The 26,589-nt window shown below is 67.4% G+C and carries 25 protein-coding genes; 12 read left to right on the top strand and 13 right to left on the bottom strand.

Annotated elements, in window-relative coordinates; genetic code table 11:
* Positions 1-79 precede the first annotated feature (79 nt).
* Genes VK98_RS01405 through tssE form a run of 6 tightly spaced genes read left to right on the top strand, consistent with a single transcriptional unit; the run spans position 80 to position 5,812 of the window.
* On the top strand, positions 80-445 hold the full coding sequence (locus VK98_RS01405) for a hypothetical protein (protein ID WP_048412326.1): 366 nt from the start codon (positions 80-82) through the stop codon (positions 443-445).
* Entirely contained in the window at positions 442-1,998 is a 1,557-nt protein-coding gene (tssA, locus tag VK98_RS01400) for a type VI secretion system protein TssA (protein ID WP_048412325.1), read from the top strand. Before VK98_RS01405 ends, tssA begins: the two co-directional genes overlap by 4 nt.
* A 52-nt stretch (positions 1,999-2,050) precedes the next feature.
* Positions 2,051-3,826, top strand: coding sequence for a type VI secretion system baseplate subunit TssF (gene tssF / locus VK98_RS01395; RefSeq protein ID WP_048412324.1), 1,776 nt, complete (start codon positions 2,051-2,053; stop codon positions 3,824-3,826).
* Entirely contained in the window at positions 3,823-4,851 is a 1,029-nt protein-coding gene (gene tssG, locus VK98_RS01390; protein ID WP_048412323.1) for a type VI secretion system baseplate subunit TssG, read from the top strand. The genes tssF and tssG overlap by 4 nt, the downstream gene beginning before the upstream one ends.
* Positions 4,848-5,378, top strand: a complete 531-nt coding sequence (gene tssJ / locus VK98_RS01385) for a type VI secretion system lipoprotein TssJ (protein ID WP_048412322.1) — start codon at positions 4,848-4,850, stop codon at positions 5,376-5,378. The genes tssG and tssJ overlap by 4 nt, the downstream gene beginning before the upstream one ends.
* Positions 5,379-5,380: 2 nt before the next feature.
* On the top strand, positions 5,381-5,812 hold the full coding sequence (gene tssE / locus VK98_RS01380; RefSeq protein WP_048412321.1) for a type VI secretion system baseplate subunit TssE: 432 nt from the start codon (positions 5,381-5,383) through the stop codon (positions 5,810-5,812).
* Between the two features lie 267 nt (positions 5,813-6,079).
* Here tssE and VK98_RS01375 read toward each other — a convergent pair whose 3' ends face one another.
* The 4 genes from VK98_RS01375 to ald form a co-directional block, all read right to left on the bottom strand.
* Complete coding sequence (locus tag VK98_RS01375; RefSeq protein WP_048412320.1) at positions 6,080-7,462, bottom strand: aspartate aminotransferase family protein; 1,383 nt, start codon at positions 7,460-7,462, stop codon at positions 6,080-6,082.
* A 138-nt stretch (positions 7,463-7,600) separates the two neighbouring features.
* A complete protein-coding gene (locus tag VK98_RS01370; protein ID WP_048412319.1) occupies positions 7,601-8,935 on the bottom strand; it encodes a glutamine synthetase family protein in 1,335 nt (444 codons plus the stop codon).
* Positions 8,936-8,956: 21 nt separating this feature from the next.
* A complete protein-coding gene (locus tag VK98_RS01365; protein ID WP_048412318.1) occupies positions 8,957-9,751 on the bottom strand; it encodes a gamma-glutamyl-gamma-aminobutyrate hydrolase family protein in 795 nt (264 codons plus the stop codon).
* A 19-nt stretch (positions 9,752-9,770) separates the two neighbouring features.
* Positions 9,771-10,895, bottom strand: coding sequence for an alanine dehydrogenase (gene ald / locus VK98_RS01360; protein ID WP_048412317.1), 1,125 nt, complete (start codon positions 10,893-10,895; stop codon positions 9,771-9,773).
* A 212-nt stretch (positions 10,896-11,107) separates the two neighbouring features.
* Between ald and VK98_RS01355 the strand changes: the two genes are divergently transcribed.
* From VK98_RS01355 to VK98_RS01335, 5 genes are all read left to right on the top strand, one after another.
* Entirely contained in the window at positions 11,108-11,653 is a 546-nt protein-coding gene (locus VK98_RS01355) for a cupin domain-containing protein (RefSeq protein ID WP_048412316.1), read from the top strand.
* 188 nt (positions 11,654-11,841) lie between these two features.
* Entirely contained in the window at positions 11,842-13,329 is a 1,488-nt protein-coding gene (locus VK98_RS01350) for an aldehyde dehydrogenase (RefSeq protein WP_048412315.1), read from the top strand.
* Positions 13,330-13,408: 79 nt separating this feature from the next.
* On the top strand, positions 13,409-14,194 hold the full coding sequence (locus tag VK98_RS01345; protein WP_048412314.1) for an ABC transporter substrate-binding protein: 786 nt from the start codon (positions 13,409-13,411) through the stop codon (positions 14,192-14,194).
* Between the two features lie 70 nt (positions 14,195-14,264).
* A complete protein-coding gene (locus VK98_RS01340; RefSeq protein ID WP_048412313.1) occupies positions 14,265-15,053 on the top strand; it encodes an ABC transporter substrate-binding protein in 789 nt (262 codons plus the stop codon).
* A 72-nt stretch (positions 15,054-15,125) separates the two neighbouring features.
* Positions 15,126-15,743 carry a histidine phosphatase family protein gene (locus VK98_RS01335; protein WP_048412312.1) on the top strand — a complete coding sequence of 206 codons (618 nt, stop codon included), beginning with the start codon at positions 15,126-15,128 and terminating at the stop codon, positions 15,741-15,743.
* An 82-nt stretch (positions 15,744-15,825) separates the two neighbouring features.
* Here VK98_RS01335 and VK98_RS01330 read toward each other — a convergent pair whose 3' ends face one another.
* Entirely contained in the window at positions 15,826-16,434 is a 609-nt protein-coding gene (locus VK98_RS01330) for an FMN-dependent NADH-azoreductase (protein ID WP_048412311.1), read from the bottom strand.
* Positions 16,435-16,543: 109 nt separating this feature from the next.
* Between VK98_RS01330 and VK98_RS01325 the strand changes: the two genes are divergently transcribed.
* Positions 16,544-17,470: a LysR substrate-binding domain-containing protein gene (locus VK98_RS01325; RefSeq protein ID WP_048412310.1), complete on the top strand. Its 927-nt coding sequence runs from the start codon at positions 16,544-16,546 to the stop codon at positions 17,468-17,470.
* A 98-nt stretch (positions 17,471-17,568) separates the two neighbouring features.
* On the opposite strand, the gene VK98_RS01320 is transcribed toward VK98_RS01325, so the two are convergent.
* The 8 genes from VK98_RS01320 to fdhA form a co-directional block, all read right to left on the bottom strand.
* Positions 17,569-17,841: a zinc ribbon domain-containing protein gene (locus VK98_RS01320; protein WP_048412309.1), complete on the bottom strand. Its 273-nt coding sequence runs from the start codon at positions 17,839-17,841 to the stop codon at positions 17,569-17,571.
* A gap of 10 nt (positions 17,842-17,851) precedes the next feature.
* The gene (gene fmdA, locus VK98_RS01315) at positions 17,852-19,075 is read right to left on the bottom strand and encodes a formamidase (protein ID WP_048412308.1); all 1,224 of its coding nucleotides are present in this window, start codon (positions 19,073-19,075) and stop codon (positions 17,852-17,854) included.
* A 192-nt stretch (positions 19,076-19,267) separates the two neighbouring features.
* Positions 19,268-19,504 (bottom strand): formate dehydrogenase subunit delta, encoded by a 237-nt coding sequence (locus VK98_RS01310; RefSeq protein ID WP_048412307.1) that lies wholly within the window; start codon positions 19,502-19,504, stop codon positions 19,268-19,270.
* The gene (gene fdhF / locus VK98_RS01305) at positions 19,501-22,374 is read right to left on the bottom strand and encodes a formate dehydrogenase subunit alpha (RefSeq protein WP_048412306.1); all 2,874 of its coding nucleotides are present in this window, start codon (positions 22,372-22,374) and stop codon (positions 19,501-19,503) included. The genes VK98_RS01310 and fdhF overlap by 4 nt, the downstream gene beginning before the upstream one ends.
* A complete protein-coding gene (locus tag VK98_RS01300) occupies positions 22,371-23,939 on the bottom strand; it encodes an NADH-quinone oxidoreductase subunit NuoF (protein ID WP_048412305.1) in 1,569 nt (522 codons plus the stop codon). The genes fdhF and VK98_RS01300 overlap by 4 nt, the downstream gene beginning before the upstream one ends.
* Positions 23,933-24,418 (bottom strand): formate dehydrogenase subunit gamma, encoded by a 486-nt coding sequence (locus VK98_RS01295; protein WP_048412304.1) that lies wholly within the window; start codon positions 24,416-24,418, stop codon positions 23,933-23,935. Before VK98_RS01295 ends, VK98_RS01300 begins: the two co-directional genes overlap by 7 nt.
* Positions 24,419-24,457: 39 nt before the next feature.
* A complete protein-coding gene (locus VK98_RS01290; protein WP_048412303.1) occupies positions 24,458-25,081 on the bottom strand; it encodes a hypothetical protein in 624 nt (207 codons plus the stop codon).
* 19 nt (positions 25,082-25,100) lie between these two features.
* Entirely contained in the window at positions 25,101-26,294 is a 1,194-nt protein-coding gene (gene fdhA / locus VK98_RS01285; protein WP_048412302.1) for a formaldehyde dehydrogenase, glutathione-independent, read from the bottom strand.
* Between the last annotated feature and the right edge of the window lie 295 nt (positions 26,295-26,589).

Genomic DNA, 26,589 nt, shown 5'->3' with positions numbered 1-26,589 from the left:
GATTTTTATCACGGAGCCGAGCCAACCGCCCGCCGCGGTCAAACCCGCCCGGCGGCCCCAACCCTAGGAGACGCGAATCATGACGCCCAAGCCCTTGCCAACGCACAAACCGCCCGCGGAATGGAACGCGCGCGAGCTGGAGGTTCTGCGCCAGGAATACTCGCTGATCGGCACCGCCTGCCAAAGCCTGCTGCCTGACCGCAGCCCCGCCGCCATCCACGCGCAAGCCAAGGCCCAGGGCCTGCCGCCGCCGCGCCGCTGGAGCGCGGAGGAACTGAGCATTCTCCAGCGCGAATACCCGCTGCGGGGCGAGGCTTGCCGGGCCATGCTGCCGGGGCGCGGCGCGCTCGCCATCAACGTCCAGGCGCACCGGATGGGCTTGCGCCCCCCCACGCCGGCCTTCCGCCTGGCCTTGTCCGGCAAAACGCCTCGAGGACGCGCATGAGCTGGCTGCGCGCGCTGCTGGGCCGGGACGCGGCGCCGGAAGAAGAAGCCCGCCAGCGGCTGCCGCGCTGGGCGGCCTGGCTGAAGCCGCTATCCGACGCCGAGCCCTGCGGCGAAGACCTGTCCCACGACGACGAGTTTCTGGCCTTGAAAGAAGAAGTGACCCGGGTCTCCGGCATGGACTCGCAGCAGGCCTTGGCGCATGCGGAAACCCTGCTGAAAACCCGCGGCAAGGATTTGCGCGTGGCGGCCTACTACGCCTGCGCCCGGCTGCGCCGGGACGGCGTGGCCGGCCTGGCTGACGGGCTGGAACTGAGCGCCGCCTTGCTGGAACGCTATCCGGAAACGATCTGGCCGCGGCAGCCGGCGCGGCGGCGCAATGCGCTGGAGTGGCTGGCCAGCGAACGCTTCACCGATCAGTTGGCCGTGCTGGCCGATGACGACGGCGCAGCCTGGCGGCGGGCCGCGGCCGCCTTGCTGCTGCTGCAACGGCTTGCCGCCGACAGCGCGGCGCCGCCGCTGCGGCTGGATACGCTGGGCCGCTGCCTGCACGCCAGGCTGCAAGCCGCCGGCGACGAGGCCGTCAAGGCGCCGTCGCCTGCGGCGGCGATCGCGCCCGCGCCGCCGGCCGGCGCCAACGATGTCGGCTCCTGGCGCGAACTGCTGGAACAGGCGCGGCGGATGGCGGTGTTTCTGCGCCTGCAGCCGGAAGGCCAGGCCGCCGCCCTCCGCCTGTTGCGCGCCGTGCGCTGGGAAGCGCTGTCCGGCCCGCCGCCCGGCGACGCGGAGGGCCGCAGCCGCTTGCCGCCGCCGCGCGCCGAACTGCGTCAACAACTGAAGCGCCTGCTGTTGCAGCAACAATGGCGGGACTTGGCGGAGCGGGCGGAAAACGCGTTTGCGGAAGGAGCCAATCACTGGTGGCTGGACCTGCAGCGCTACGCCTGGCTGGCCTACCAGCATGGCGGCGAGATGGCGGCGCCGCTGGCGGAGTTGATCCGCGACGATACTCAGCGGCTGTGCCAACGGCTGCCCGGCGTAGAGAAGCTGAGTTTCAGCGACGGCAGCCCGTTCGCGGAGGACGCCACGCTGGAATGGCTGGCGCAATGGCCGCGGCAGGAAACCGCCGCCCTCGCCGCGCCGGCGGCCGACGAACGCGCGGATTGGCCGGAAACCGAAACCCAGGCCCACGCCATCGCCGCCCAGCAGGGCTTGCCGGCGGCCTTTGCCTGGGTGCAGGCCCTGCCCGCCGTCGCGGGCGGCCGCGAACGCTGCCTGCGGCAATTGCTGATGGCGCGGCTGGCGGAACGCCATGGCCGCGCCGAAATGGGCGTCCACCTGCTGGAGGCGCTGTTGCTGCAAGCCGACCGCCACCAACTGGACGCCTGGGAACCGGAGCTGGCCTTCGAGCTGCTGGCGCAGCTGGCGCGGCTGTTGCGCCAGCGCATGCAACGCAAGGATGCGGACCGCGCCGGCTTGGGCCAACAACTGGAGCGGCTCAACGCGCGCCTGGCCGCGCTGGACCCTGCCCGGGCGCTGGCCGGCGCCTTGCCATGAAATCGTCCGCGCCGCGCGCGGCGCTTTTTCCACACGCCGATGAAAGCCGCCCATGGATGATCTGACTCTGCGCTATTACGAAGCGGAAATGCGTTATCTGCGCGAGGCCGGCAAGGAGTTCGCCCGCGCCCACCCCGACCGCGCCGCCCTGCTGAATATCGACCGGGTAGGCAAGCGAGACCCGTATGTGGAACGGCTGTTCGAAGGCTTCGCCTTCCTGACGGGCCGCATCCGCCAAAAGCTGGACGACGATTTTCCGGAACTGACCGAGGGCCTGGTCAACATGCTGTGGCCGCATTATCTGCGCATGGTGCCGTCGTTGACCGTGCTGGAGTTGCGCGCCGACGCCCATGCGCTGCAACAGGCCAAACCGGTGGAGGCCGGCCTGAGCGTGCTCACCTCGCCGGTGGGCGCCAACGCGGTGCGCTGCGCCTATCGCAGCACCCAGCCGGCGACGATTCAGCCCTTGCTGCTGAGCGAGGCCGGCGCGCGCCTGGACGGCGAAGGACGCTCGGTGCTGGAATTGCGTTTTGATCTGGGCTCCGCCGCCAAGCGCGAGGCGCTGGACCTATCCCGCCTGCGCCTGTTCCTGGCCGCCGATCCGCCCATCGCCTTCGCGCTGCGTCACGCGCTGACCCGGCAATTGAGCCGCGCGCGCCTGCTGCCCTTGGGCCCGGGCGGCCACCCGCCTCGGGAAGCGCCGACGCTGCGCTTCGAACCGGTGGGCTTTGACGAGGCAGACCGGCTGTGGCCCAAGGCCGACAACGCCTTTGGCGGCTATCAGCTGCTGCTGGAATACTTTTGCTTCCGCGAAAAATTCCAGTTCCTCGATCTGGCCGGCCTGGACGCGGCCCTTCTGCCCGAGGACGCGACCGGCTTCACGCTGGAGCTGACCTTAACGCAACGCTATCCGGCGGACATGCCGTTCAACGCCGACAATCTGCGCTTGCACTGCGTGCCGGCGATCAATCTGTTCCCGATGGAAGCCGAGCCGCTGCATGTAGATCACTTGAGTCATGAATACCGGGTGGTGCCGCTGGCGAGCCAGGGCCCCGAGATCGAGGCCTGGTCCGTGGACGAGGTCGTTTCGATGGACACCGAGAGCGGCGGCCGCCACGCTTACGTGCCGTTCTCCAGCTTCCAGCACCGGGGCGGCATGCTGCGCGATGAGGCGCCGGAGCGCTTTTACCATGCTCGGACCCGTCTTGGCGCGGCCGGCAGGCCGGAAACCTGGCTGGTGCTGGGCGGCCACCTCTGGGACTCGCCGTCTGCGGCGATGCGCGAGGAGATCCTGTCGCTGCGCGTCACCGGCACCAACGGCATGCTGCCGCGCAAGGCCTTGCGCGAGGCGCAAATCCTGGAGCGCTCGCCGTCTTCGCCGCTGACCCGGATCGCCAATCTGACCGCGCCCACCCTCCCTTGCTATCCGCCGGCGGAAGACCGCTATCAATGGCGGGTGCTGTCCCACCTGGCGCCCAACTTTCTGTCGCTGCTGGACGCCGAGGTGTTGCGCGGAACGCTGGCGCTGTACGACTGGACCGAGGACGAATTGAACCGCCAGCGGCTGAGCGGCCTGCTGGAGGTCAGCCACCAGTTGGTCCGCCGGGTAAAGCAGGGCTGCATGGAACGCGGGGTGCGCATCGAACTGACGGTGGACCGGACCTGCTTCGCCGGCCCCGGCGACATTCATCTGTTCGGGGACTTGATGCACCGCTTCTTCGCCGCCTACGCCGACATGAATCTGTTCACCCGTTTCGAGATGCGCATCCTGCCGGAGAACGAGCGGGTCCGCTGGCCGGACAGCAAGACGGAAGCGCCGCCGCTATGACGGAAACCGACTTTTACGCCTGGCTGCGATCCGCGCCCGCCTATAACTTCTTTCAATTCTGCCGCGTGCTGGAGCGGCTGACCGGCGGCGCGCGTCTGGGCGCGGCCGACAGCCCCGCCGCCGAGCCGGTGCGGCTGCTGCCCTCGCCGTCGCTGGGTTTTCCCGCCGGCGAAATCGTCCGCGCGGAACCGGCCGACCCCGATACCGGCCGCCCTCCGGTGCTGCGTACCACCTTCATGGGGCTTTACGGCGTGGACGCCGTGCTGCCCTATTACTTCCTGGACGATATCGCCGCCCGCCGCGAGGGCCACGAACCGCTGGCGGCGATGCTGGACCTGTTCAGCCATCGCCTCACCGCCCTGCTCTATCGCGCCTGGGGCAAATACCGTTATCCGCTGGCCTTTCAGCCCGGCGCGCGCGACGCCTTGTCCAGGGCCTTGCTGGGACTGATCGGCATGGGCCTGGACGAGGCGGCCGAGCGCAGGCGGCTGCCCGCCAGCCGCCTGCTGGGACTGCTGGCCCTGCTGAGCCAGCGCACCCGGCCGGCCTCCGGCCTGGCCAGCGTCATCCGCCATGCGCTGCCCGCGGCCGAGGTCCGGGTACGGGAATTCCTCCCCCGCTGGACAATGCTGGACCAGCCTGCCCCCCTCTCCGGACGGCCGCCGCTGCGCGCCGGCGAACTGGTGCTGGGCCGCCGGCTGCGCGCCGCCAATCACGCGATCGCCGTCACCGTGCGCCCCGCTCGCGCCGACTGCGTGCCCGCGCTGCTGCCCGGAGGCTCCTTGCATCGTGACGTGCTGGCGCTGACCCGCGTTTATCTGGGATGGCGGCTGGAGGCCGAGATCTGGCTGGAGTTGCCGGCCGCCTGGCTCCCCGCCAGCGCGCTGAGCGCGGACGAACGGCCGCGCCTGGGACTTGGCGCGACCTTGGCCGGCGCAGCCCTCCGGCCCTGGCGGCGCCTGCGCATCGGCTACTATCAACCGCTGTCGGACGCTTGCGCCCGGCAGCCAGGAGAACCCGGATGAAACATCGCTTTCCCGCCCTGCGCGCCGGACTGGTCTGGTTGGGGCTGATTCTGCCGCTGAGCGGCTGCGGCCTGTGGCAAAGCGCCAAGAACGTCACGGCCAGCGCCGCTCAAAAGATCTTCCTGAGCCGCATCGAGCGCCTGAACCTGGACTTGGTCGCCAGCGAGGAGCTGAACGCCGACGCCGGACAGCGGCCGCTGGCGGTTGTGGTGAGGGTGTATCAGTTGAAGGACAAAGCCGCCTTCCTGGCCGCTCCCTACCCCGCCTTGCTGGAGCAGGACCAGTCCGTGCTAAGCAACGACCTGCTGGCCAGCCGGCAAGCGCTGGTGCGGCCGGGCGCCACGGTCAGCCTGCGCGAGCCCTACCATCAGGACGCGGCCCACATCGGCGTGATCGCGCTGTTCCGGCAAGCCGGCGCGGAGCGGCAATGGCGGCTGCTGTTGGACAAGAAGGAGCTGGACAACGACAAGCCCTTGCAATTGGAGCTGCGCGGCTATGCGCTGGCGCGCCGCCAGGCGGAGGGCTGAACATGGGACCGGCCCTGTATGAAATGCTGACCGGTCAGTTTGCCGACGGACAGACGCTGGATCTCATTGCGCCGGAGCAGCAGCTCTCCCGCAGCGTGATCGACAGCATCCGGCGCATCCTGAACGCGCGCGCCGGTTCTCTCAAGCATTTGCCGGACTACGGGCTGCCGGACCTGGGCCACGTTTACCGCCATCTGCCCGCCAGCGCTCACCAGCTGATGCGCAGCATCGAGCAGACCTTGCTGCGCTACGAACCCAGGCTGGACGCGGTCGAGGTCGCTTTCCGCGGCGACCACGAGCAAATGGTGCTGCGCTACCGGCTGCGCTGCCGTTTGAAGCAGTACGGAGAACTGGCGCTGGACGCCAGCTTCACGCCCGAGGGCGGCGTCAGGCTAAGAGCCGCCAACGCTCCTCCTGATGCGGCGTTACGCTGACCGGCCGAACCGGTTTGTGCGGTCTGCGCGCCTTGTCCCGGCCTTCTGCGAGCGCTTGTCGCGGCGCCGGGGACCGGTTTTCGATCTCGCGGGCCAAGGCGAAACCGCTGCGGTGTTCACCGCCCCGCCGCGGCCGTCAACGTCTTCCAAGCGCTTACCCGCGCCGGGCGTCCGTTCATGACCGGATACGGACTTCAAGCCAGCCGCGCCAAGAAAAAAGCCGGGGCGGCCGCCCCGGCTTGATGCCGTCCGATGCGAAAGCCCGGCTCAGACCAGGCCGTCGTCTTTCAGCTTGCGCTCGAACTCTTCCATGCAGCGCGCGGCCACGCCCAGCATTTCATCGATTTCCGCCTTGCTGATCACCAGCGGCGGCGAGGCCACGATGTGGTCGCCGCAGGCGCGCATGATCAGATTGTTGCGGAAGAAGATGTCGCGGCACATCATGCCGATGTCGCCAAAGTCGGGGAACAGCTCGCGCTTGCTCTTGTCCTTGACCAGGGTGAACGCCTGGATCAGGCCGACGCCGCGCACATCGTCCACATGCTCGAACTGGCTGAAGGTTTCGCGCCAGCGTTTCTGCATATAGGGGCCGGTTTCGTTCTTGACGCGGTCGATGATGCCTTCGTCGCGCAGCAGCTCGATGTTGGCGCGCGCCACCGCGCTGGCCACCGGGTGGCCGGAGTAGGTGAAGCCGTGGTTGAAGTCGCCGCCGGCGATCAGGCCCTGGGCCACGCGCTCGCCGACGAAGACCGCGCCTATGGGCAGGTAGCCGGAAGACAGGCCCTTGGCGGCGGTGAAGATGTCCGGACGGAAGCCGAAGTGCTCGAAGCCGAACCATTCGCCGGTGCGGCCGAAACCGCAGATCACTTCGTCGGCCACCAGCAGCACATCGTATTTGCGGCAGATGCGCTCCACTTCCGGCCAGTAAGTGGCCGGCGGAATGATCACGCCGCCGGCGCCCTGGATGGGCTCGCCGACGAAGGCGGCCACTTTTTCAGGGCCGATCTCCAGGATTTTCTCTTCCACCCAGCGCGCGGCCACCACGCCGAACTCGTCCGGGCTCAGATCCTTGCCGTACTTGTACCACCACGGCTGTTCAACGTGGGCCATGCCCGCAATCGGCAGATCGCCCTGCTCGTGCATGTATTTCATGCCGCCCAGGCTGGAGCCGCCGATGGTGGAGCCGTGATAGCCGTTCCAGCGGCCGATCAGCGTCTTCTTGTCCTTCTTGCCCTGCACGTCCCAGTAATGGCGCACCATGCGTATCATGGTGTCCACCGATTCGGAGCCGGAGTTGGTGTAGAACACATGCTGGTAGCCGGCCGGCGTCACTTGCGCCAGCAGGTGGGACAGCTCCACCACGGCCGGGTGGGTGGTCTTGAAGAAGGTATTGTAGAAGGGCAGCTCGTCCATCTGGTGCTTGGCCACGTCGGACAGCTCCTTGCGGCCGTAGCCGACGTTCACGCACCACAGGCCGGCCATGCCGTCGATGATCTTATTGCCCTCGGAATCCCACAGGTAAATCCCCTCGCCGCGAGTCATCACCCGCGCGCCCTGCTGGTTCAACGATTGGGTGTCGGTAAACGGATGCAGATGGTGCGCGGCATCCAGTTGGCGCCATTGTTCGGTCGTGCGTTGTTGATTCTGCATAGGACTTCCTTCCAGTATTCTCCAACAGGGCGGGGATGCTCTCTCCCGCCCCTCCTTCGCCATTGGCGTATTTTCAGTGCTTATCCTGGCTGTCCGGGCTGATTCTAACGGACAAATCAGCCCAATGTCATAGCTAAATCACACGTGCAGCAGCAGGAACTTGCGTTCCCACGGGCTGATCACGCGGAAGTATTCGGAGAACTCTTTCTCCTTCATGCCCACGTACATGCTGACGAAACGCTCGCCCAGCACCTCGGCCATTTCCTTGCAGGAAGCCAGCTGCTGCAGCGACTCCTCCGAGGAGTTGGGGAACTGGTAGGGCAGCTCGTAGGCGTCGGTCTGGCGCGGCTCGCTGGGCCGCAGCTTGTTGATGATGCCCAGATAGCCGCAGGCCAGCGTCGCGGCCATCGCGATATAGGGGTTGACGTCCACGCCCGGCACCCGGTTTTCGATGCGGCGCGCCGCCGGCGATGAGTGCGGCACGCGCAGGCCCACGGTGCGGTTGTCGTAACCCCATTCGACGTTGGTCGGCGCCGCGGTGTAGCGCGACAAACGACGGAATGAGTTCACGTAGGGCGCAAACAGCGGCATGGACTTGGGCACGTATTTCTGCAGGCCGGCGATGTAGTGGAAGAACAGGTCGGACGGGCTGCCGTCCTCGTTGGTGAACACATTGCGTCCGGTGTTCTTGTCCACCAGGCTCTGGTGCATGTGCATGGCGGAGCCTGGCTCGTTTTCCATCGGCTTGGCCATGAAGGTGGCGTACATATTGTGGCGGAACGCCGCCTCGCGCACGGTGCGCTTGAACAGGAACACCTGGTCCGCCAGTTCCAGCGGGTTGCCGTGCAGGAAGTTGATTTCCATCTGCGCGGTGCCCACTTCGTGAATCAGGGTATCCACTTCCAGGTTCTGCGCGTGGCAGTAGTCGTAGATGTCTTCGAACAGCGGGTCGAACTCGTTGACCGCGTCGATGGAGTAAGAGCGGCGGCCGAACTCGGCGCGGCCGGTGCGGCCCACCGGCGCGGCCAGCGGGATGTCCGGGTCCGGGTTGGGGGACAGCAGGTAGAATTCCATTTCCGGAGCCAGCACCGGCTCCAGACCCATCTCGTCGAACAGGCCGATCACGCGCTTGAGCACATTGCGCGGCGCCACGTCCACCGGGCTGCCGTCGGCGCGCAGACAGTCGTAGATCAACTGAGCGGTGGGATCGACGGCCCAGGGCACGAAGCGCAGGGTGTTCGGGTCCGGGGCCAGCACCATGTCCGGGTCGGTCAGGTCCAGCATGCTGTCGTCGGGGTAGTCCCCGGTCACAGTCTGGATCAGCACGACTTCCGGCAGGCGCATTTCCGGGTCGGACACGAACTTGTCCTTGGGCACGATCTTGCCGCGCGCCACGCCGGTCATGTCGGGGACGATACACTCGACTTCAGTGATCCGGTGCTCTCGCAGCCATTCATTGATCTGATGGGTCATGATGCTCTTCCTCTATGTGTGTTATTCCGAGTGGTGACACAAGGTCTCGGTTAATTGTGGCCCGCGTTGCCGCTGGTTGCGGCGTTGGCGGCAGGCGTCGCCAAATGCTTTGAAGATGGCCATGGACAGCGGGTTCTCCCAGTATTTCCATTCCGGATGCCATTGCGCGGCGAAGGCGAAGCCCTTGGCGTCGCGCACGCTATAGGCCTCCACCAGGCCGTCGTCGGCGACGGCCTCGCAGATCAGCCGGTCGGACAAACGCTTGATGCCTTGCTGGTGCAGGGAATTGACCATGGCGGATTGCTGGCCGGTCCATTGCCGCAGCAGGCCGCCCTCGGCGAACTGCACCGGGTGGGACAGCGCGTACATCGCGTCCACGTCCGGGGTGTCCGGCTCGCGGTGGTCGCGCTTGCCCTCCTCCTCCTGCACGTGCTGGTAGAGCTCGCCGCCCATCGCCACGTTGATTTCCTGGAAGCCGCGGCAGATGCCCAGCAGGGGGATGCCCTGCTCCAGCACTTGCTGGATCAGAGGCAGCGTGGTGGCGTCGCGCATCGGGTCGTGCATGGTGCCGGGGCGGCTGGGCGCGCCGCCGTAGCGGTGCGGTTCGACATTGGACAGCGAGCCGGGCAGCAGCACGCCGTCCACCAGTTCCAGCACGTCCTTCAGCGCGGTCTTGTCGCCCAGCGCCGGCAGCAGCACCGGCACGCCGCCGGCGCCGCCGGCCGCCGCGGCGATGTATTTCTCGCCCACGGCGTGGAAGGGCAACGGGCCTACCATCTTGATGTCACAGGGTATGCCGATGATAGCTTGCAACATTTCGAATCCTTGATACGGGTCAGGAAGCCGCCTTGATGGCTTCGATCGGGTCGATGAACGGGTGGCCCAGCGCCTGGGCCACCGCCTGGTAAGTGAGCCGGCCGCGGCAGACATTGAGGCCGTTGCGCAGATGAGCGTTGTCCAGCAATGCCTGGCGCCAGCCCTTGTTGGCCAGCTCCAGCGTGTACGGCAGCGTGGCGTTGGTCAGCGCCTGGGTGGAGGTGCGCGCCACGCCGCCGGGCATATTGGCCACGCAGTAATGGACGATGCCGTCCACCACGTAAATGGGGTCTTGATGAGTGGTGGGCCGGCTGGTCTCGAAGCAGCCGCCCTGGTCTATCGCCACGTCCACCAGCACCGCGCCCGGCTTCATGATCTTCAGCATCGGCCGCGTCACCAGCTTGGGCGCCGCCGCGCCCGGAATCAGCACCGCGCCTATCACCAGGTCCGCCTCGCGCAGGCTGTCTTCGATATTGGCGGAGTTGGACACCAGCGTCTTGATGCGGCCGCCGAACACCATGTCGATTTCCTTCAGGCGCGGCAAGGACTTGTCCAGGATGGTGACTTCGGCGCCGGCGCCCATGGCCATGCGCGCGGCGTTCAGGCCCACCACGCCGCCGCCTATCACCACCACTCGCGCCGGGGCCACGCCCGGCACGCCGCCCAGCAGCACGCCGCGGCCGCCCTGGGCTTTTTCCAGCGCGTGGGCGCCGGCCTGTATCGCCATCCGGCCGGCCACCTCGGACATCGGCGCCAGCAGCGGCAGGCCGCCGCGCTCGTCGGTGACGGTTTCGTAAGCGATGGCAATGGCGTCCGATTCCAGCAATAATTTGGTCTGCTCCGGGTCCGGCGCCAAATGCAGATAGGTGAACAGGAGCTGATCCCGGCGCAGCATCCGGCATTCCACCGGCTGCGGCTCTTTCACCTTGACGATCATGTCGCTGCGTTCGAAGGTTTCTTCGGCGCTGGAGGCAATGGAGGCGCCGGCCTGGATATACTGTTCATCGGTGAATCCGATGGCGAGGCCGGCCTGGGTCTGGACCAAAACTTTGTGTGCGTTGGCGACTAACTCCCGGACTCCAGACGGGGTCAGGCCAACACGATACTCGTGGTTCTTGATCTCCTTGGGAACACCGATAAGCATGTCGCTCTCCTCACTTGGATTTGTTGCGGATGTGCCGCGCAAGCGTTTAAGAAAATTCACAACACGCTTGCTCCTTGTTTCTGATTCTGACTATAAACCCCCAACGATGCAAAGATATTCGATTTTGCGTCGCAGCAAGTAGTGCAGAGTCCGTACAAAATAATTATCATAAAGCGTCTAAAATTATTAACATACTGACGGAGCAGGAATCCATGGACGTTGGCGCGAGATTACGCATGGTCAGGGATCGTTTCGGGCTGTCGCAACGGGAGCTGGCCAAGCGAGCCGGAGTCACCAACGGCACCATTTCGCTGATCGAGCAGAATCGGGTCAGCCCTTCGGTCAGCTCGCTGAAAAAGGTGCTGGAAGGCCTGCCGATGACGCTGGCGGATTTTTTCACCTTCGATTCCGACCCGGAACAAGCCAGAGTGTTCTATCAGGCCCACGAATTACCCAATCTGGGCAATGAACAGATCCGCTTGTTGCTGGTGGGCACCGCCCACGACAAGCGCGACATCGCCATCCTGCGCGAAGTCTACGAAACCGGCGCCGACACCGGGCCGGACATGTTGACGCACGACGGCCAGGAGGGCGGCGTCATCATCAAAGGCAGTATAGAAGTGACCGTGAACAACGAGAGCCGCATCCTGGGGCCGGGCGACGCTTATTACTTCGACAGCCGGCTGCCGCACCGCTTTCGCAATGTCGGCGCCGAAACCTGCGAAGTGGTCAGCGCCAGTTCGCCGCCCACATTCTAAGAACCATTGAAAACAAGAAGCGCCGGCAAGACCACATCCGGCGACCAGCAGGCCATAAGGCCAGGCCGGGGAGCTTTGCCCGCCGCGCCGGCTCCAAGCCCACGACAGACCACAACGCAGTCAAACCCGCGTCAAGCGATACCGGCGCCGACAATGGACGGCGCAGGATCAATCAAAGGAGAGAGTAAATGGCTAGAACGCATGCCGAATGGAAGCAATTCGCCGCTCAACTGAAGATCGAAGGGCGCGCCTTCATCGCCGGCGAGTACTGCGCCGCGCAAGACGGCAAAAGCTTTGCCTGCAACAACCCCGCCAACGGCGAGAAACTGGCCGACGTGGCCTGGTGCGGCGAGGCCGACGTGGAGCGCGCGGTGCGCGCCGCGCGCCAGGCCTTCGACTCCGGCGCCTGGTCCGGCCTGCCGCCGCGCGAGCGCGGCCGCATCCTCAAGCGCTTCGCCGCGCTGATGCACCAGCACAGCGACGAACTGTCGCTGCTGGAAACCCTGGACGTGGGCAAGCCCATCAGCGACACCCTCAGCGTGGATGTGCCCGGCAGCGCCTATTGCGTGGAATGGTTCGCCGAAGCCATAGACAAGATAGGCGGCGAAGTGGCGCCGGTGGACCCCAAGGTGGTGGGCCTGGTCACCCGCGAAGCCATCGGCGTGGTGGCCGCCATCGTGCCGTGGAACTACCCCATCATGATGGCCAGCTGGAAGTTCGGCCCGGCGCTGGCCGCCGGCAACCCGGTGATCATCAAGCCTTCGGAAAAATCCCCGCTCACCGCCATCCGCCTGGCGGCGCTGGCCAAAGAGGCCGGCATCCCCAACGGCGTGTTCCAGGTGCTGCCCGGCGCCGGCGACGTGGGCAAGCTGCTGGCGCTGCACATGGACGTGGACTGCGTCGCCTTCACCGGCTCCACCGGCGTGGGCAAATTGATCGCCGGCTACGCCGCGCAATCCAACCTCAAGCGCGTCTGGCTGGAGCTGGGCGGCAAATCGCCCAACATCATCCTGCCGGACTGCCCGGACGTCGCCCAGGCGGCGCGCGCCGCCGCCGGCGGCATCTTCTACAATATGGGCGAAGTCTGCACCGCCGGCTCCCGCGTGCTGGTCCACCGCGACATCAAGGCGCGCTTCCTGCAGGAGCTGGAAGCGGCGGCCGCCCGCTATTACCCGCAAGATCCGCTGGACCCGGCCACCAATATGGGCGCCATCGTGGACCGCATCCAGTACGACAAGGTGCTGTCCTACATCGGCAAGGGCGACAGCGAAGGCGCGAAGAAGCTGTTCGGCGGCAAGCCGGCCCACGCCGACACCGGCCTGTTCATCGAACCGACGGCGTTTGACTGCCCCAGCGCCGACCTGACCATCTGCCGCGAGGAAATCTTCGGCCCGGTGCTGTCGGTGATCACCTTCGACGACGTGGAAGACGCCATCCGCATCGCCAACGACACCGAATACGGCCTTGCGGCCGCGGTGTGGACCTCCAACGTCAGCACCGCTCACCAGGTGGCGCGCCGCCTGCGCGCCGGCACGGTGTGGGTGAATTGCTATGATGAAGGCGGGGACATGAACTTCCCCTTCGGCGGCTTCAAGCAATCCGGCAACGGCCGCGACAAATCGCTGCACGCGCTGGAAAAATACACTGAGCTGAAGAGCACGCTGATCAAGCTGTAAACCGCGCGTACAGCGCCGCCGACAGGCTGCCCCTCCGGCAGCCTGTCTTGTTTTCATCCACCCTCGGCAAGGATGCGCCATGAGCAAGTACCTGACCGCCCTCCTCTGCCTTTGCGCCGCCGCCGCGCATGCCGCTTCCGCGCCGCCCGCCTGCCCGGCGGAAGGGCTGAAGGTTGGATACTACCCAACGGCCACCGCCTATGAAAACGGCAAGGGCTACGACGTGGACCTGGTCCACGAGCTGGCGCGCCGCTTGGGCTGCAAGATCCGCGAGGAGCGCGAATATCCGCGCTTGCGCGTGCTGCTGCTGGTGCAACACGGCAAGCTCAATCTGGCCACCTCCACCATCCCCCTGCAAAAGCGGCTGCGCTACGCCTGGGTGCTGCCCTATACCCGCGACCGCAATATGACCCTGCTCAGTCCGGCGGTGCAGGGCAAGACGCCGGAACAATGGCTGAACGACCCCAAGCTGAAATGGGGCGCCGTCATCGGCTACCGCAACAGCCCGCTGCAGGACTATTTCCTGCAGCAGATGGCCAAGCGCGACAAGCTGATCTGCGCCGCCAACGAAGAAGACCTGCTGGACATGCTGCGCAGCGGCTCCATCTCCGCCGCCTTCTCCCAACCCCAGGTCTACGACCACTGGGTCAGCGGCCAGCCGCGCGCCCGGCTGCAAGTCAAAGTCATGGACCCCTTCGGCGACAGCAGCCTGGAGAACGGCCTGGTGCTGTCCCACCGCGGCTTCAGCGAGCCCCAGATGCGCCTCTGGCGGGCGGAGCTGGAAAAAATGCGCGCGGACGGCAGCCTGCAACGCATTCTGCGCAAATACCTGAGCGAAGACAGCGTGCGCGGCATGCTGGAATAACAATCACTCTCACGCGGCAAGACCCGTCGAATCCGGCTATAGCTAAACGGAACGCGTACGGGAGAACGGCATGAAAGCACACTGGGCGGCGCTGCTTGGCGGCGCGCTGGCCTCGGCGGCGGCGCTGGGCGATTCGCCCTGCCCGGCGGACGGCCTGAAAGTGGGTTATTACCTGATCGGCAGCGCCTACGAGAACGGCCACGGCTACGACGTGGACCTGGTGCACGAGTTGGCGCGCCGCTTGGGCTGCAAAATCGCCCAGGAAGACGTCTATCCGCGCATCCGCGTGCTGAAAATGCTGGAGCACGGCCAATTGAATCTGGGCACCTCCGCCGTCCCCACCGCGGACCGCCGCAAGTATTCGTGGATCTACCCCTACTTCTACAGCAAGAACATGATCTTGCTGTCCAAACAGATCGGCGCGCGCACGCTGGAGCAGCTGCTGGCCGAACCGGCCGTCAAATGGGGCGTGATCCGCGGCTACCGCCACAGCCCGGAGCAGGACGCCTTCATCGAGCAACTGGCCAAACGCGGCAAGGTGGTGATGGCCAACGACGAGCGCGACCTCTACGCCATGCTGTCCCAACGCATCGTCACCGCCGCCTTCGCCCATCCTTTCAGCTACGACAGCTGGCTCAACTCCCCGGCGCTGTCCGGCCAGGTGACGGTGCTGGACCTGTTTCCCAGCTCGGAACGCATCGCCGGCGGCCTGATGCTGGCGCACAGCGCCTTCAACCAGCAACAGGCGGAGCAATGGCAGGCCGAGCTGCAGCAAATGGCCAAGGACGGCTCCCTGCGCAAGATTTTCGGCAAATACCTGAGCGCGGACGGCGTGGCCCAATTGCAACTGCTGCCCTGATCCTTGTCCCAGCTTGCGCCGCCGCCGCCCGCTGCGGGACACTAGCCGGGTTTCGACCCAACGGACCCCGCGATGAAACTCTCCCGCCTCTGCCTGTTGCTGGCCATGCTGGCCAGTCCCCTGCTGCACGCCGCCCCGGCGCCGCAGACCCAGACGCTAATCATGCTGCGCCACGGCGAAAAACCCGAAGGCGGCTACGGCCAGCTCAATTGCAAGGGCTTCAACCGCTCGCTGGAACTGGCCAAGCTGCTGCCCAAAAAATACGGCCGGGCCGACCAGATCTTCGCGCCCTCCACCGCCAGCCAGACCCGGGATCCCGCGGGCACCTTCAACTACATCCGCCCGCTGGCCACCATAGAACCCACCGCCATCGCGCTGGGCCTGCCGGTGAACAGCAACTTCGACATGGAAGCCATCGCCGCGCTGCAACAGCAGCTGGTCAACCCGCTGCAGCACGGCAAAATCGTCTATATCGCCTGGGAACACAAGCTGCTGCGCGAACTCGCCGTCAATCTGATGCAGGATTACGGCGACAAGGGCGCGGCGGACAAGGTGCCCAAATGGGACAAGAACGACTTCGACAGCCTCTACGTCGTCACCCTCGACTACGGCCGCAATCCTCCCAAGGCCAGTTTCCGCCACGAACAGCAGGGCCTGGACAAGCTGGCGGACAGCTGCAAACTCCCCTGAGAACCTGTTCCAAGCCCGCCGCGCGCGGACGCAAAACAGCCGGCCCATCCGGGACCGGCTGTCTTCGTTTGCCGCGGGAGGATTACAGCGCCAGCTTGGCGATGGCGTCCTTGGCCGCGTGGAGGGCGGTGGCGCGCTTGTCTTCGCCCATATTCACCGCTTCGGCGCGGACGAAGGCCACGTCGTTCACGCCCAGGAAGCCCATCACCGTCTTCAGGTAGTCTTCCTGGAAGTCCATCAGCTGGCCTTGCTCGGTGCTGTAAACGCCGCCGCGCGAAGACACCACGATCACCTTCTTGCCGCCGGCCAGGCCCACCGGGCCGTTCTCGGTGTATTTGAAAGTGCGGCCGGAAGCGGCCACGCGGTCCACCCAGGCTTTCAGTTGCGACGGGATGGAGAAGTTGTACATCGGCGCGCCGATCACCACCACGTCCGCGGCCAGGAATTCTTCGATCAGCTCATTGCTCAGCGCGGCTTCGCTGCGCTGGGTGGCGGTCCAGTCCGCCTCGGCGGTGAAGTTGGCGCCGATGATTTCGCCGGACAGGTGGGCGATGGGCTGGCTGGCCAGATCGCGGTAGGCGGTTTCCACATTGGCGTGGCGCTGACGCAGGGTGTCGGCGACAACGGCGGTCAGTTGGCGGGAAACCGAGTTGGCGGCGAGGATGCTGGAGTCGAGATGCAACAGTTTCATGGTCGGGTCCTTCGTGTCTTGGTAGAGAAAGTGATTGCATGATAGTTTTCCGAACCAATCCGCACTAGACTGCAAAAATCGGAAACATTGTTCCATCAACGAGACAATCATGCAGGACCTGAACGATCTGCTCTACTTCGCCAAAGTGGTTGAACACGGCGGCTTCATGGCCGCCGGCCGCGTGCTGGGCATCCCCAAATCCCGGCTGTCCCGCCGCGTGGCGGAGCTGGAGCAGCGGCTGGGCGTGCGGCTGCTGCAAAGAACCACCCGCCGCCTGTCGCTGACCGAGATCGGCCAACAGTATTACCAGCACTGCCAGGCGATGCTGGAAGAGGCCGAGGCCGCCGACGAAGCCATCGCTCGCAGCAGCGCCGAGCCGCGCGGCCTGATCAAGGTCAGCTGCCCGGAACTGCTGTCCAAGACCCTGCTGGCCCCGGCGCTGCCCCGCTTCATGGCCCGCCACCCGCTGCTGCGGGTGCAGCTGGACTCCAGCAACCGACGGGTGGACTTGATAGAAGAAGGCGTGGACGTCGCCATTCGCGTGCGCAACGTGATAGAAGACAGCGCCAATCTGGTGGTGCGCCGGCTGGCCACCGCCCAGACCTCGCTGGTGGCCAGCCCGGCCTTGCTGGCCGAGCGCCCGGCTCCCAGGCATCCGGCCGACATGGCCGGCTGGCCGGCGCTGACCATGAGCCGCCCCGACGGCCGCGGCCAATGGGCCTTGCTGGACCAGGCCGGCCACGCCTACACCGTGCAGATAGACAGCCCGCGGCTGATGACCGACGACCTGATCGTGCTGCGCGACGCCGCCATCGCCGGCCTGGGCGTGGCCGCGCTGCCGGAACTGGTCTGTCACGAGGCGCTGCAGGCCGGCCAGTTGGTGCGGCTGCTGCCGGACTACGACATCCCCTGGGGCATTCTGCACGCCGCCTTCCCCACCCGCCGCGGCCTGCTGCCGGCGGTGCGCGCCTTCATCGACTTCCTCGCCAACGAGCTGATTCCGCCGGACCACCCGGTTTATCAGGTCGCGCCTTAGGCTCTGTCCAAGCGCCGACGCAACGCTGCATCGGGACGTGGTTAACTGCTCTTAGAGCCTGTTCAAAGTCTCGCGAGCTAAAGCGTTTGAACCGATGCTCAGCCCAGCATCCACGGCCGTCTCCCGGCGGCCGCCCCTCCGGACGGGCGCTCCCCGGCGGACGCCGCGCAGCCAGGATGATGACAGGCCCGCTCATTGCGCGCCGCGGCCCGGCTGGCCGCGCCCGGCAAGCTCAGCGCAGGCGCCGACAGCAGACGCTCCAGGCTGGACTGGCCGCAGCCGGGACAAACCGCCGGCTCGGCGCGTGCCGCCACCGCGCGCAGCAGCACGAAAGGACCGCAAACCGGACAACGGTATTCATAGCTTGGCATCGCGGCATCCTCAGTTCCGGTCATAAGACAGCGGCAACGGCACGCCGTCCAACGGCCGCCGTTGCGGCCCGCCGGCCTGCGGCCGGATGTCGAAATCGAAGATGTCCGTCGGCAACCACAAGGTGGCGCAGGCATTGGGCACGTCCACCACCCCGCTGATATGCCCCTGCACCGGCGCGCAGCCGAGAATGCTGTAGGCCTGGGCGCGCGAATAGCCGAACTTGCCCAGATACTCGATGGCGTTCAGACAGGCCTGGCGATAGGCCACTTGCACGTCCAGATAATGCTGGCCGCCATGCTCGTCCACCGACACCCCCTCGAAAATCAGGTAGTCGCCTTGCCGCGGCGTCAACGGGCTGGGCTGGAACACCGGGTTGCGGATACCGTAGGCCGCCACGCCGCCCTTGATCAGGTCCACCTTCAGATGAGCCCAGCCGGCCATCTCGATGGCGCCGCAAAAGGTGATTTCCCCGTCGCCCTGGCTGAAATGCAGATCGCCCACCGACAGGCCGGCGCCGTCGACGTAGACCGGCAGGAACACGCGGGCGCCGCGCGACAGATCCTTGATGTCGCAGTTGCCGCCATGCTCGCGCGGCGGCACCGTGCGCGCGGCTTCTTCCGCCGCCTCCCGCGCCGCCGCGCCGGCCAATTGCCCCAGATGGGCGCTGGAGGCGAAAGGCAGGTGGGCCACCGCGCGCGGATTGTCGCGCAGCAGCTCGGCCTCGCGCCGGTTCCATTCCCGCAGCAGCGGCCGGCTAGGCAGGCAGCCGATCAGCCCGGGATGGATCAATCCGGCGAAACGCACGCCGGGAATGTGGCGGCTGCGGGCGTAAAGCCCCTGGAAATCCCATACCGTCTTTTGCGCGTGCTGAAAGTGCTCGCTGAGGAAACCGCCGCCGTTGCTGCGCGAAAAAATGCCGTTGAAGCCCCATTGCCGTTCCGGCAAGGCGCCGATGTCCAGCAAATCCACCACCAGCAGGTCGCCGGGCTGCGCGCCGGACACGCCCACCGGGCCGGACAGGAAATGCACGGTGCTCAGGTCCAGGTCGCGGATGTCGTCGGCGCAATCGTCGTTGCGCACATAGCCTCCGGTCCAGTCGTAGCACTCCAGCACGAAATCGTCGCCGGGCCGCACCCAGCACGCCATCGGAATGTCCGGATGCCAGCGGTTGTGAATCTGCGGATTGTCGTACGGGGATTGATCGAGATCGATCTTGATCAGGGTGGTCGCCATGACGCTTGCTCCTGCACGGTCGGGGCCACGCGGGTCCCGATTGCGAATGCCCGCAACCGGCGGCCGCCGGTTACGGTCCGTCCCCGCGCCGATGGCGCTGACGCCACGGCAATCCGCGGCCTGCGCCGCTTGCTTTTCTTTGTCCGCCACCCACCCAGCCGGCAGGCGGCGCCAAGCCTCGTGAACCGCGACTTATCGCGCCGCCTTGCCGGGCACGTCCTCCAGACACGCCAGGGCCCGCGCCGCCAGCGGCGTCAAACCGCTGTCCCCGCCGGCGGCGCGCCAGTGCGCCAGCAGGCCTTCCCGCATCGCCGGCGTCCAGAAGCGCCGCAGATGCTGGGCGACTTCGGCCGCAGCGTCGTCGCCCTGCGCGTCCTCGAAGAAGCGCGCGATTTCGTTGGCCATCTTCACCAGCGGCTGCGGCCTCATTCCGCCTCGCTCCCCGCCCGCCTGGCGGCGGCCAGCAGCTTTTGCTGCTCGTCGCCGAAACCATGGAAGCGGCGCTGCCACTCCGACGGCCGCGCGGTCTTGTTCACTTCCACCGCGGTGACCTTGTACTCCGGACAGTTGGTGGCCCAATCCGAGTTGTCGGTGGTCACCACATTGGCGCCGGACTCCGGATGGTGAAAAGTGGTGTACACCACGCCCGGCGCCACCCGCTCCGTCACCTTGGCGCGCAAGGCGGTGTCGCCGGCGCGGCTGCGCACCGCCACCCAGTCGCCGTCGACGATGCCGCGGTCCTCGGCGTCGGTCGGATGGATTTCCAACCTGTCCTCGGCGTGCCAGACCCGGTTATCGGTGCGTCGCGTCTGCGCGCCGACATTGTACTGGCTGAGAATCCGCCCGGTGGTCAGCAGCAAGGGAAAACGCTTGCCGGCCCGCTCCGTCGTGGCCACGTAGCGGGTGAGCACGAAGCGCCCCAGCCCGCGGGAAAAACTGTCGACGTGCATCACCGGCGTGCCCTCGGGCGCCGCCTCGTTGCACGGCCATTGCAGGCTGCCCAGCCGGTCCAGCTTGTCGTAGCTGACTCCGGCGAAGCTGGGCGTCAGCCGCGCGATCTCGTCCATGATCTCGGACGGGTGCGCATAAGCCATCGGATAGCCCAGCGCCGCCGCCAGCGCCGCGGTCACCTCCCAGTCCGCCTTGCCAGCCAAGGGGCGCATTGCCCGACGCACCCGCGAGATGCGCCGCTCGGCATTGGTGAAGGTGCCGTCCTTTTCCAGGAAGGAGCTGCCCGGCAGGAAGACGTGGGCGTACTTGGCGGTTTCGTTCAGGAACAGATCCTGCACCACCACGCACTCCATCGCCGTCAGCGCGGCGGCCACGTGCTGGGTGTTGGGATCGCTCTGCGCGATATCCTCGCCCTGGCAGTACAGGCCCTTGAAACCGCCGTCCAGCGCCGCGTCCAGCATATTGGGAATCCGCAGCCCCGGCTCCGGCTGCAGCGAGACGCCCCAGTCCTCCTCGAAGCGCGCGCGCACGCCGTCGTCGGACACATGGCGGTAGCCGGGCAGCTCGTGCGGGAAGGAGCCCATGTCGCAGGAGCCTTGCACATTGTTCTGGCCGCGCAGCGGGTTGACGCCGACGCCGGCGCGGCCGAGGTTGCCGGTGGCCATGGCCAGGTTGGCGATGGCCATCACCGCGGTGCTGCCCTGGCTGTGCTCGGTGACGCCCAGGCCGTAGTAGATGGCGGCGTTGCCGCCGCCGGCGTACAGCCGCGCCGCCTCGCGGATCAGCGCCGCCGGCACGCCGCAGACTTCGGCGACGCGCTCCGGCGCGTTGTCCGGCTCGGCGGCGAAATCGCGCCAACGCCGGAAGGCCTCGGCCTCGCAGCGCCGGTCGATGAAGTCCTGATCCAGCAGCCCCTCGCTCACCACTACGTGGGCCAGCGCGTTGAGCACCGCCACATTGCTGCCGGGCCACAGCGCCAGGTGCAGCGCCGGCGCCGCGTGCGGCGAATCGGCCAGATCGATGCGGCGCGGGTCGACGACGATCAGCCGCGCGCCCTCGCGCAGCCGCCGCCGCAACAGCGAGCCGAACACCGGGTGGGCGTCGCTGGGATTGGCGCCTATCACCAGGATCACGTCCGCGCTCAGCGCCGAATCGAAATCCTGGGTGCCGGCGGATTCGCCCAGCGTCTGCTTGAGGCCGTAGCCGGTGGGCGAATGGCAGACGCGGGCGCAGGTGTCGATATTGTTGTTGCCGAAGGCGGCGCGCACCAGCTTCTGCACCAGATAGGTTTCCTCGTTGGTGCAGCGGCTGGAGCTGATGCCGCCGATGGCCTCGCGACCGTAGCGCGATTGCAGGCGGCGGAACTCGCTGGCCACATGCTCCAGCGCCTGCTCCCAGCTCACTTCCCGCCAGGGTTCGTGGATGCCGGCGCGCAGCATGGGTTTGACGATGCGGTCCGGGTGGGTGGCGTAGCCCCAGGCGAAGCGGCCCTTGACGCAGGAATGGCCGTGATTGGCGCGGCCGTCCCGGTCCGGCGTCATCCTCACCACCCGCTCGCCCTTGAGTTCGGCGCGGAAGCCGCAGCCCACGCCGCAATAGGCGCAGGTGGTCGCCACGCTGCGCTCGGGCTGCCCCAGTTCGACCACGCTTTTCTCCACCAGCGTGGCGGTGGGACAGGCTTGCACGCAGGCGCCGCAGGACACGCACTCCGAGCCGAGGAAATCCTCGCCGCCGGCGGCGCGGACGCGGGCATCGAAGCCGCGTCCGACGATGCTCAAAGCGAAAGTGCCCTGGGTTTCCTCGCAGGCGCGCACGCAGCGGTTGCAGACGATGCACTTGGCCGGATCGTAATCGAAATAAGGGTTGGACTCGTCCTTGGCCTCGGCCAGGTGGTTGGCGCCGGCCAGGCCGTAACGCACTTCGCGCAGCCCCACCTGGCCGGCCACGGTCTGCAGTTCGCAAGCGCCGTTGGCGGCGCAGCCCAGGCAATCCAAGGGGTGATCGGACACGTACAGCTCCATCACCCCGCGCCGCAGCCTGGCCAGCGCCTCGCTCTGGGTACGCACCGTCATGCCCGCGCTCACCGGCGTGGTGCAGGCGGCCGGATAGCCGCGCTGGCCTTCTATCTCCACCAGGCACATGCGACAGGAGCCGAACGGCTCCAGGCTGTCGGTGGCGCACAGCCTGGGCAGGCGCGCGCCCTGCAGCGCGGCGGCGCGCAGCACCGAGGTGCCGGCCGGCACGGTGATGTCGACGCCGTCTATGCTCAGGCTCACCGGCGCGCCCTCTCGCGCCGGCGTGCCCAGGTCCTCCGTCGGAACAAGCGTGGGGTCAAACTGGCAACTCATGGCGCCTCCTCCTCGACGATGGCCGGGTCCAGGCCGAAATCCGCGGGAAAGCCCCGCGCCGCGCTCAGCACCGGCAAGGGGGTCAAGCCGCCCAGCGCGCACAGCGAACCGTGCCGCATGGTCTCGCACAAATCGCGCAGCAAGGACCACTGCCGCCCTCGCTCCGCCGCGTCGCCGGCCGCCAGCAGCCGGTCTATCACCTCGACGCCGCGGGTGGAGCCGATGCGACAGGGCGTGCATTTGCCGCAGGACTCCTCAGCGCAAAACCGCATGGCGAAACGCGCCATGCGCGCCATGTCGACGCTGTCGTCGCACACCACCACCCCGCCGTGGCCCAGCATGGCGCCGACGGCGGCGAAGGCCTCGTAGTCCAGCGCGGTGTCGAACTGTTCCGGCCTCAGCCAGGCGCCCAAGGGCCCGCCCACCTGCGCCGCCTTGACCGGCCGGCCGCTGGCGCAGCCGCCGCCGTAGTCCTCGATCAACTCGCGCAGGCTCAGGCCGAAGCCGCGCTCCACCAGGCCGCCGCGCCGCACATTGCCGGCCAGCTGAAACGCCATGGTGCCGCGCGAGCGGCCGACGCCAAAGTCTCGATAAAACGGCGCGCCGCGGGCCAGGATGGTCGGCACCGAGGCCAGCGTCAGCACGTTGTGCACCAGGGTGGGACGGCCGAACAGGCCGCTGACCGCGGGCAGCGGCGGCTTGGCCCTGACTTCGCCGCGCCGGCCCTCCAGCGACTCCAGCATGGACGTTTCTTCGCCGCAGATATACGCGCCCGCGCCCAGGCGGACTTCCAGCTCCAGCTCGCGGCCGCTGCCCTGCAGATCGGGGCCCAGGTAGCCGCGCTGGCGGGCGATCGCCAGCGCCTGTTCCAGCGTCGCCGCCGCCGCCGCGTATTCGGAGCGAACATAGATGTAGCCGCGGCTCGCGCCCACCGCCAGCGCCGCGATGGTAATGCCCTCGATCAGCAGGAAGGGGTCGCCCTCCATCAGCATGCGGTCGGCGAAACTGCCGGAATCGCCTTCGTCGGCGTTGCATACCACGTATTTGCGGTCCGCCGCCGCCTCGCGGACGGTGCGCCATTTGAGGCCGGCGGGAAAGGCCGCGCCGCCGCGGCCGCGCAGGCCGGACTCCAGCACGCAGTCCAGCGCGCCCTCTTCGCCCAGCTCCAGCGCGTGGGACAGGCCGCGATAGCCGCCGTGGTCCAGATAATCGTCCAGCGACAGCGGCCGGGTCAGCCCGGCTCGCGCGAACAGCAAACGCTGCTGGCCGGCCAGATAGGGCAAGCTCTCCAGCAGGCCCAGCGCCAGCGGGTGCTTGCCGTCCGCGTGCAGCACGGCGCCCAGCACGCTGTCCGCCTGTTCCGCCGTCAGCGGGCCGAAGCCGACGCGGCCTTGCGGCGTGTCCAGTTCCAGCAAGGGTTCCAGCCAGTACAGGCCGCGCGAACTATTGCGCCGGATCTCCACTTCCAGGCCGCGTCGCGCCGCGGCGTCGGCCAGCGCCTGCGCGCTCAGGTCCGCGCCCACCGCCCGCGCCGCGGAATCACAGGGCAGATGGAAGCTCAGCATGCGCCGCCCTCCTCCAGACAGCCGGCCAGCAAGGCGTCCAACGCGGCGGCGTCGACGCGCGCGTGCAATTCGCCGTCCAGCAACAAGGCCGGCGCGCAGGCGCAGGCGCCCAGACAGTACACCGGCCGCAGTTCCAGGCCGCCGTCGGCGCTGCGGCCGGCGTCGTCCAGGCCGGTGCGCGCGCGCAGCCTTTGCGCCAGCGCCTCCGAGCCCATGCTCTGACAGGCCTCCGCCCGGCATAGCCGCAGCTCGTGGCGCGCCGGCGGCTCGCCGCGGAAATCATGGTAGAAGCTGAGCACGCCGCGCACCTCCGCCTGGCTCAGGCGGAAGGCGCGGGCGATGTCCGGCGTCGCCGCGTCCGGCACATGGCCCAACTCGTCCTGCACGGCGTGCAGCAAGGGCAGCAAACCGCCCGGCTGCGCTTGGTGATCCGATACCAGCGCGGCGATGCGCGACTGTTGTTCTGTAGTCAAGGGCATGGCGATTCCCAGTGAGTGCAAACAGGCCCCCTGCTTCGCTTACCTGATCTGCTCGGCCAGACGCAGCAGCCAAGCCGAATTATAGGTTTGCCGCGCATCGGGGCCGACCTCGTCCCATACTTTGAGGCTGTAAAGCTTTTGCCGGCTGGCCCAGCTCAGTTCGGACACCCGCTTGCCTGAGGGCGTGCTCCGGAGCTGAAAGCGGGCAGGATGGCCTCGCACGCACATGTTCATGTCTTCCCGCAGCGCCAGCACGCCGCCGCCGTCGGCGACGAAATCCCATTCGCTCAACACCAGCAACACGCCGTCGGGCCGGGTGAACACCCAGTCGAAGCTGCTCCAGGGCCCGCGCCGCTTCGGTCCCTGCGGCACGATGCCCTCGAGGCGGTAAGCGCTCAACTCGCTGGCGCTGAGGTCGCTGAGCCGGGATTCAGCATGCGCCCGAATCGCCTCGGGATTCAAGAGGCGGCTTCGGTAGGCCCCGTAGACCAGCGCGGCTTCGTCCTCCGGCGGAGTGACGTCGCTCGTCAAGGGCGTTGCCGGCAGCCCGGGACCCAGGCTCGCCCTGGGCGCCACAATGCGCTGCCCGGGCGCGATGCCGCCGGGCAACGGGCTGGTTGCGGACAGGTCCCAGGCATTCGCGTCCAGGACCAGGCCGCCCATCCCCAGCCAACAAAGCAGGCTAACGCAACTGCCCATGCGGATCGATGACGAATTTCTTCGGCGCGCCGCCGTCGAACTCGGCGTAGCCCCTGGGCGCGTTATCCAGGCTGATGATCTCCACGCCCACCACTTCGGCGATGGGGATGCGGTCCCACAAAATCGCCTGCATCAGCGCGCGGTTGTATTTCATCACCGGAGTCTGGCCGGTGAAGAAGCTGTGCGACTTGGCCCAGCCCAGGCCAAAGCGCACCGACAGGCTGCCCTGCTTGGCCGCCTCGTCCGCGGCGCCGGGGTCGTCGGTGACGTAGAGCCCGGGAATGCCGATGCGGCCGGCCTCGCGCGTCACTTCCATCAAGGCGTTGAGCACGGTGGCCGGAGCCTCCTGCCGCGAACCGGCGTGGCCGTGGCCGCGCGCCTCGAAACCGACGGCGTCGATCGCGCAATCCACTTCCGGCGCGCCCAGGATGGCGGCGATCTGCTCGCCCAGCGACGCGTCCAGCGACAGATCCGCGGTTTCAAAACCGACGGCGCGGGCGTGGGCCAGCCGCGCCGGGTTGACGTCGCCGACGATGACCACCGCCGCGCCCAGCAGGCGCGCGGAAGCCGCCGCCGCCAAGCCCACCGGGCCAGCGCCGGCCACGTAGACGGTGCTGCCCGGCCCGACGCCGGCCGACACCGCGCCGTGATAGCCGGTGGGCAGGATGTCGGACAGGCAGGTCAGGTCTCGGATCTTGGCCAGCGCCTGGTCCCGGTCCGGAAACTTCAGCAGGTTGAAGTCGGCGTAGGGCACCATCACGTATTCCGCCTGGCCGCCCACCCAGCCACCCATGTCGACATAGCCGTAAGCGCCGCCGGCCCGCGCCGGGTTCACCGACAGGCACACCCCGGTGTGCTGCTCCTTGCAGCAGCGGCAGCGGCCGCAGGCCACGTTGAACGGCACCGACACCAGATCGCCGATGCGCAGCGTTTCCACGTCGCCGCCGGCCTCGATCACCTCGCCGGTGATTTCATGCCCCAGCACCAGGCCGGCCGGCGCCGTGGTGCGGCCGCGCACCATATGCTGGTCCGAGCCGCAGATATTGGTGCTCAGCACCTTGAGAATGACGCCGTGGCCGAGCTTGCGCCCGGCCGGGGACGCCAGTTCCGGAAAGGGAATCGGCCGCACCTCCACCTGGCCCGGCGCCAGGTACACCACTCCGCGATTGCCTGTCATCACTGTCTCCTCGCTGCCGCGCCGGCACGGCCGGCGTTCCGGCCGCCGCCCGTCGTCACTGCCGGGCTCCAGCGGCATCTGTTCCCGATGCTAGGAAAAAACCCGCCGCCGGCCTTGAGTCAAAGCGACCTCTTTGCGATCAATCGCGCCATGCCGGCTCGGAACCGCTTCAAAGTCTCGCGAGCAAGGGCGAGACCAGGCGAGAGCCGCTGAGCAGGCGGCGTTTACAAGCGGCAAATGAGCAAAGCCGCAGCCGTTCGCAACGCCGTATCGCCAACGCACAGCCTCGCGTAAA

The organism is Chromobacterium sp. LK11 (assembly GCF_001043705.1).
Lineage (GTDB): Bacteria > Pseudomonadota > Gammaproteobacteria > Burkholderiales > Chromobacteriaceae > Chromobacterium > Chromobacterium alkanivorans.
This window is presented reverse-complemented; position numbering and strand designations above follow the sequence as displayed.

Bases quoted from the DNA above. Each gene is read 5' to 3' on its own strand.
- VK98_RS01405 (WP_048412326.1), top strand. From the start codon at position 80: ATGACGCCCAAGCCCTTGCCAACGCACAAACCGCCCGCGGAATGGAAC.
- tssA (WP_048412325.1), top strand. From the start codon at position 442: ATGAGCTGGCTGCGCGCGCTGCTGGGCCGGGACGCGGCGCCGGAAGAA.
- tssF (WP_048412324.1), top strand. From the start codon at position 2,051: ATGGATGATCTGACTCTGCGCTATTACGAAGCGGAAATGCGTTATCTG.
- tssG (WP_048412323.1), top strand. From the start codon at position 3,823: ATGACGGAAACCGACTTTTACGCCTGGCTGCGATCCGCGCCCGCCTAT.
- tssJ (WP_048412322.1), top strand. From the start codon at position 4,848: ATGAAACATCGCTTTCCCGCCCTGCGCGCCGGACTGGTCTGGTTGGGG.
- tssE (WP_048412321.1), top strand. From the start codon at position 5,381: ATGGGACCGGCCCTGTATGAAATGCTGACCGGTCAGTTTGCCGACGGA.
- VK98_RS01375 (WP_048412320.1), bottom strand. From the start codon at position 7,462: ATGCAGAATCAACAACGCACGACCGAACAATGGCGCCAACTGGATGCC.
- VK98_RS01370 (WP_048412319.1), bottom strand. From the start codon at position 8,935: ATGACCCATCAGATCAATGAATGGCTGCGAGAGCACCGGATCACTGAA.
- VK98_RS01365 (WP_048412318.1), bottom strand. From the start codon at position 9,751: ATGTTGCAAGCTATCATCGGCATACCCTGTGACATCAAGATGGTAGGC.
- ald (WP_048412317.1), bottom strand. From the start codon at position 10,895: ATGCTTATCGGTGTTCCCAAGGAGATCAAGAACCACGAGTATCGTGTT.
- VK98_RS01355 (WP_048412316.1), top strand. From the start codon at position 11,108: ATGGACGTTGGCGCGAGATTACGCATGGTCAGGGATCGTTTCGGGCTG.
- VK98_RS01350 (WP_048412315.1), top strand. From the start codon at position 11,842: ATGGCTAGAACGCATGCCGAATGGAAGCAATTCGCCGCTCAACTGAAG.
- VK98_RS01345 (WP_048412314.1), top strand. From the start codon at position 13,409: ATGAGCAAGTACCTGACCGCCCTCCTCTGCCTTTGCGCCGCCGCCGCG.
- VK98_RS01340 (WP_048412313.1), top strand. From the start codon at position 14,265: ATGAAAGCACACTGGGCGGCGCTGCTTGGCGGCGCGCTGGCCTCGGCG.
- VK98_RS01335 (WP_048412312.1), top strand. From the start codon at position 15,126: ATGAAACTCTCCCGCCTCTGCCTGTTGCTGGCCATGCTGGCCAGTCCC.
- VK98_RS01330 (WP_048412311.1), bottom strand. From the start codon at position 16,434: ATGAAACTGTTGCATCTCGACTCCAGCATCCTCGCCGCCAACTCGGTT.
- VK98_RS01325 (WP_048412310.1), top strand. From the start codon at position 16,544: ATGCAGGACCTGAACGATCTGCTCTACTTCGCCAAAGTGGTTGAACAC.
- VK98_RS01320 (WP_048412309.1), bottom strand. From the start codon at position 17,841: ATGCCAAGCTATGAATACCGTTGTCCGGTTTGCGGTCCTTTCGTGCTG.
- fmdA (WP_048412308.1), bottom strand. From the start codon at position 19,075: ATGGCGACCACCCTGATCAAGATCGATCTCGATCAATCCCCGTACGAC.
- VK98_RS01310 (WP_048412307.1), bottom strand. From the start codon at position 19,504: ATGAGGCCGCAGCCGCTGGTGAAGATGGCCAACGAAATCGCGCGCTTC.
- fdhF (WP_048412306.1), bottom strand. From the start codon at position 22,374: ATGAGTTGCCAGTTTGACCCCACGCTTGTTCCGACGGAGGACCTGGGC.
- VK98_RS01300 (WP_048412305.1), bottom strand. From the start codon at position 23,939: ATGCTGAGCTTCCATCTGCCCTGTGATTCCGCGGCGCGGGCGGTGGGC.
- VK98_RS01295 (WP_048412304.1), bottom strand. From the start codon at position 24,418: ATGCCCTTGACTACAGAACAACAGTCGCGCATCGCCGCGCTGGTATCG.
- VK98_RS01290 (WP_048412303.1), bottom strand. From the start codon at position 25,081: ATGGGCGGCCTGGTCCTGGACGCGAATGCCTGGGACCTGTCCGCAACC.
- fdhA (WP_048412302.1), bottom strand. From the start codon at position 26,294: ATGACAGGCAATCGCGGAGTGGTGTACCTGGCGCCGGGCCAGGTGGAG.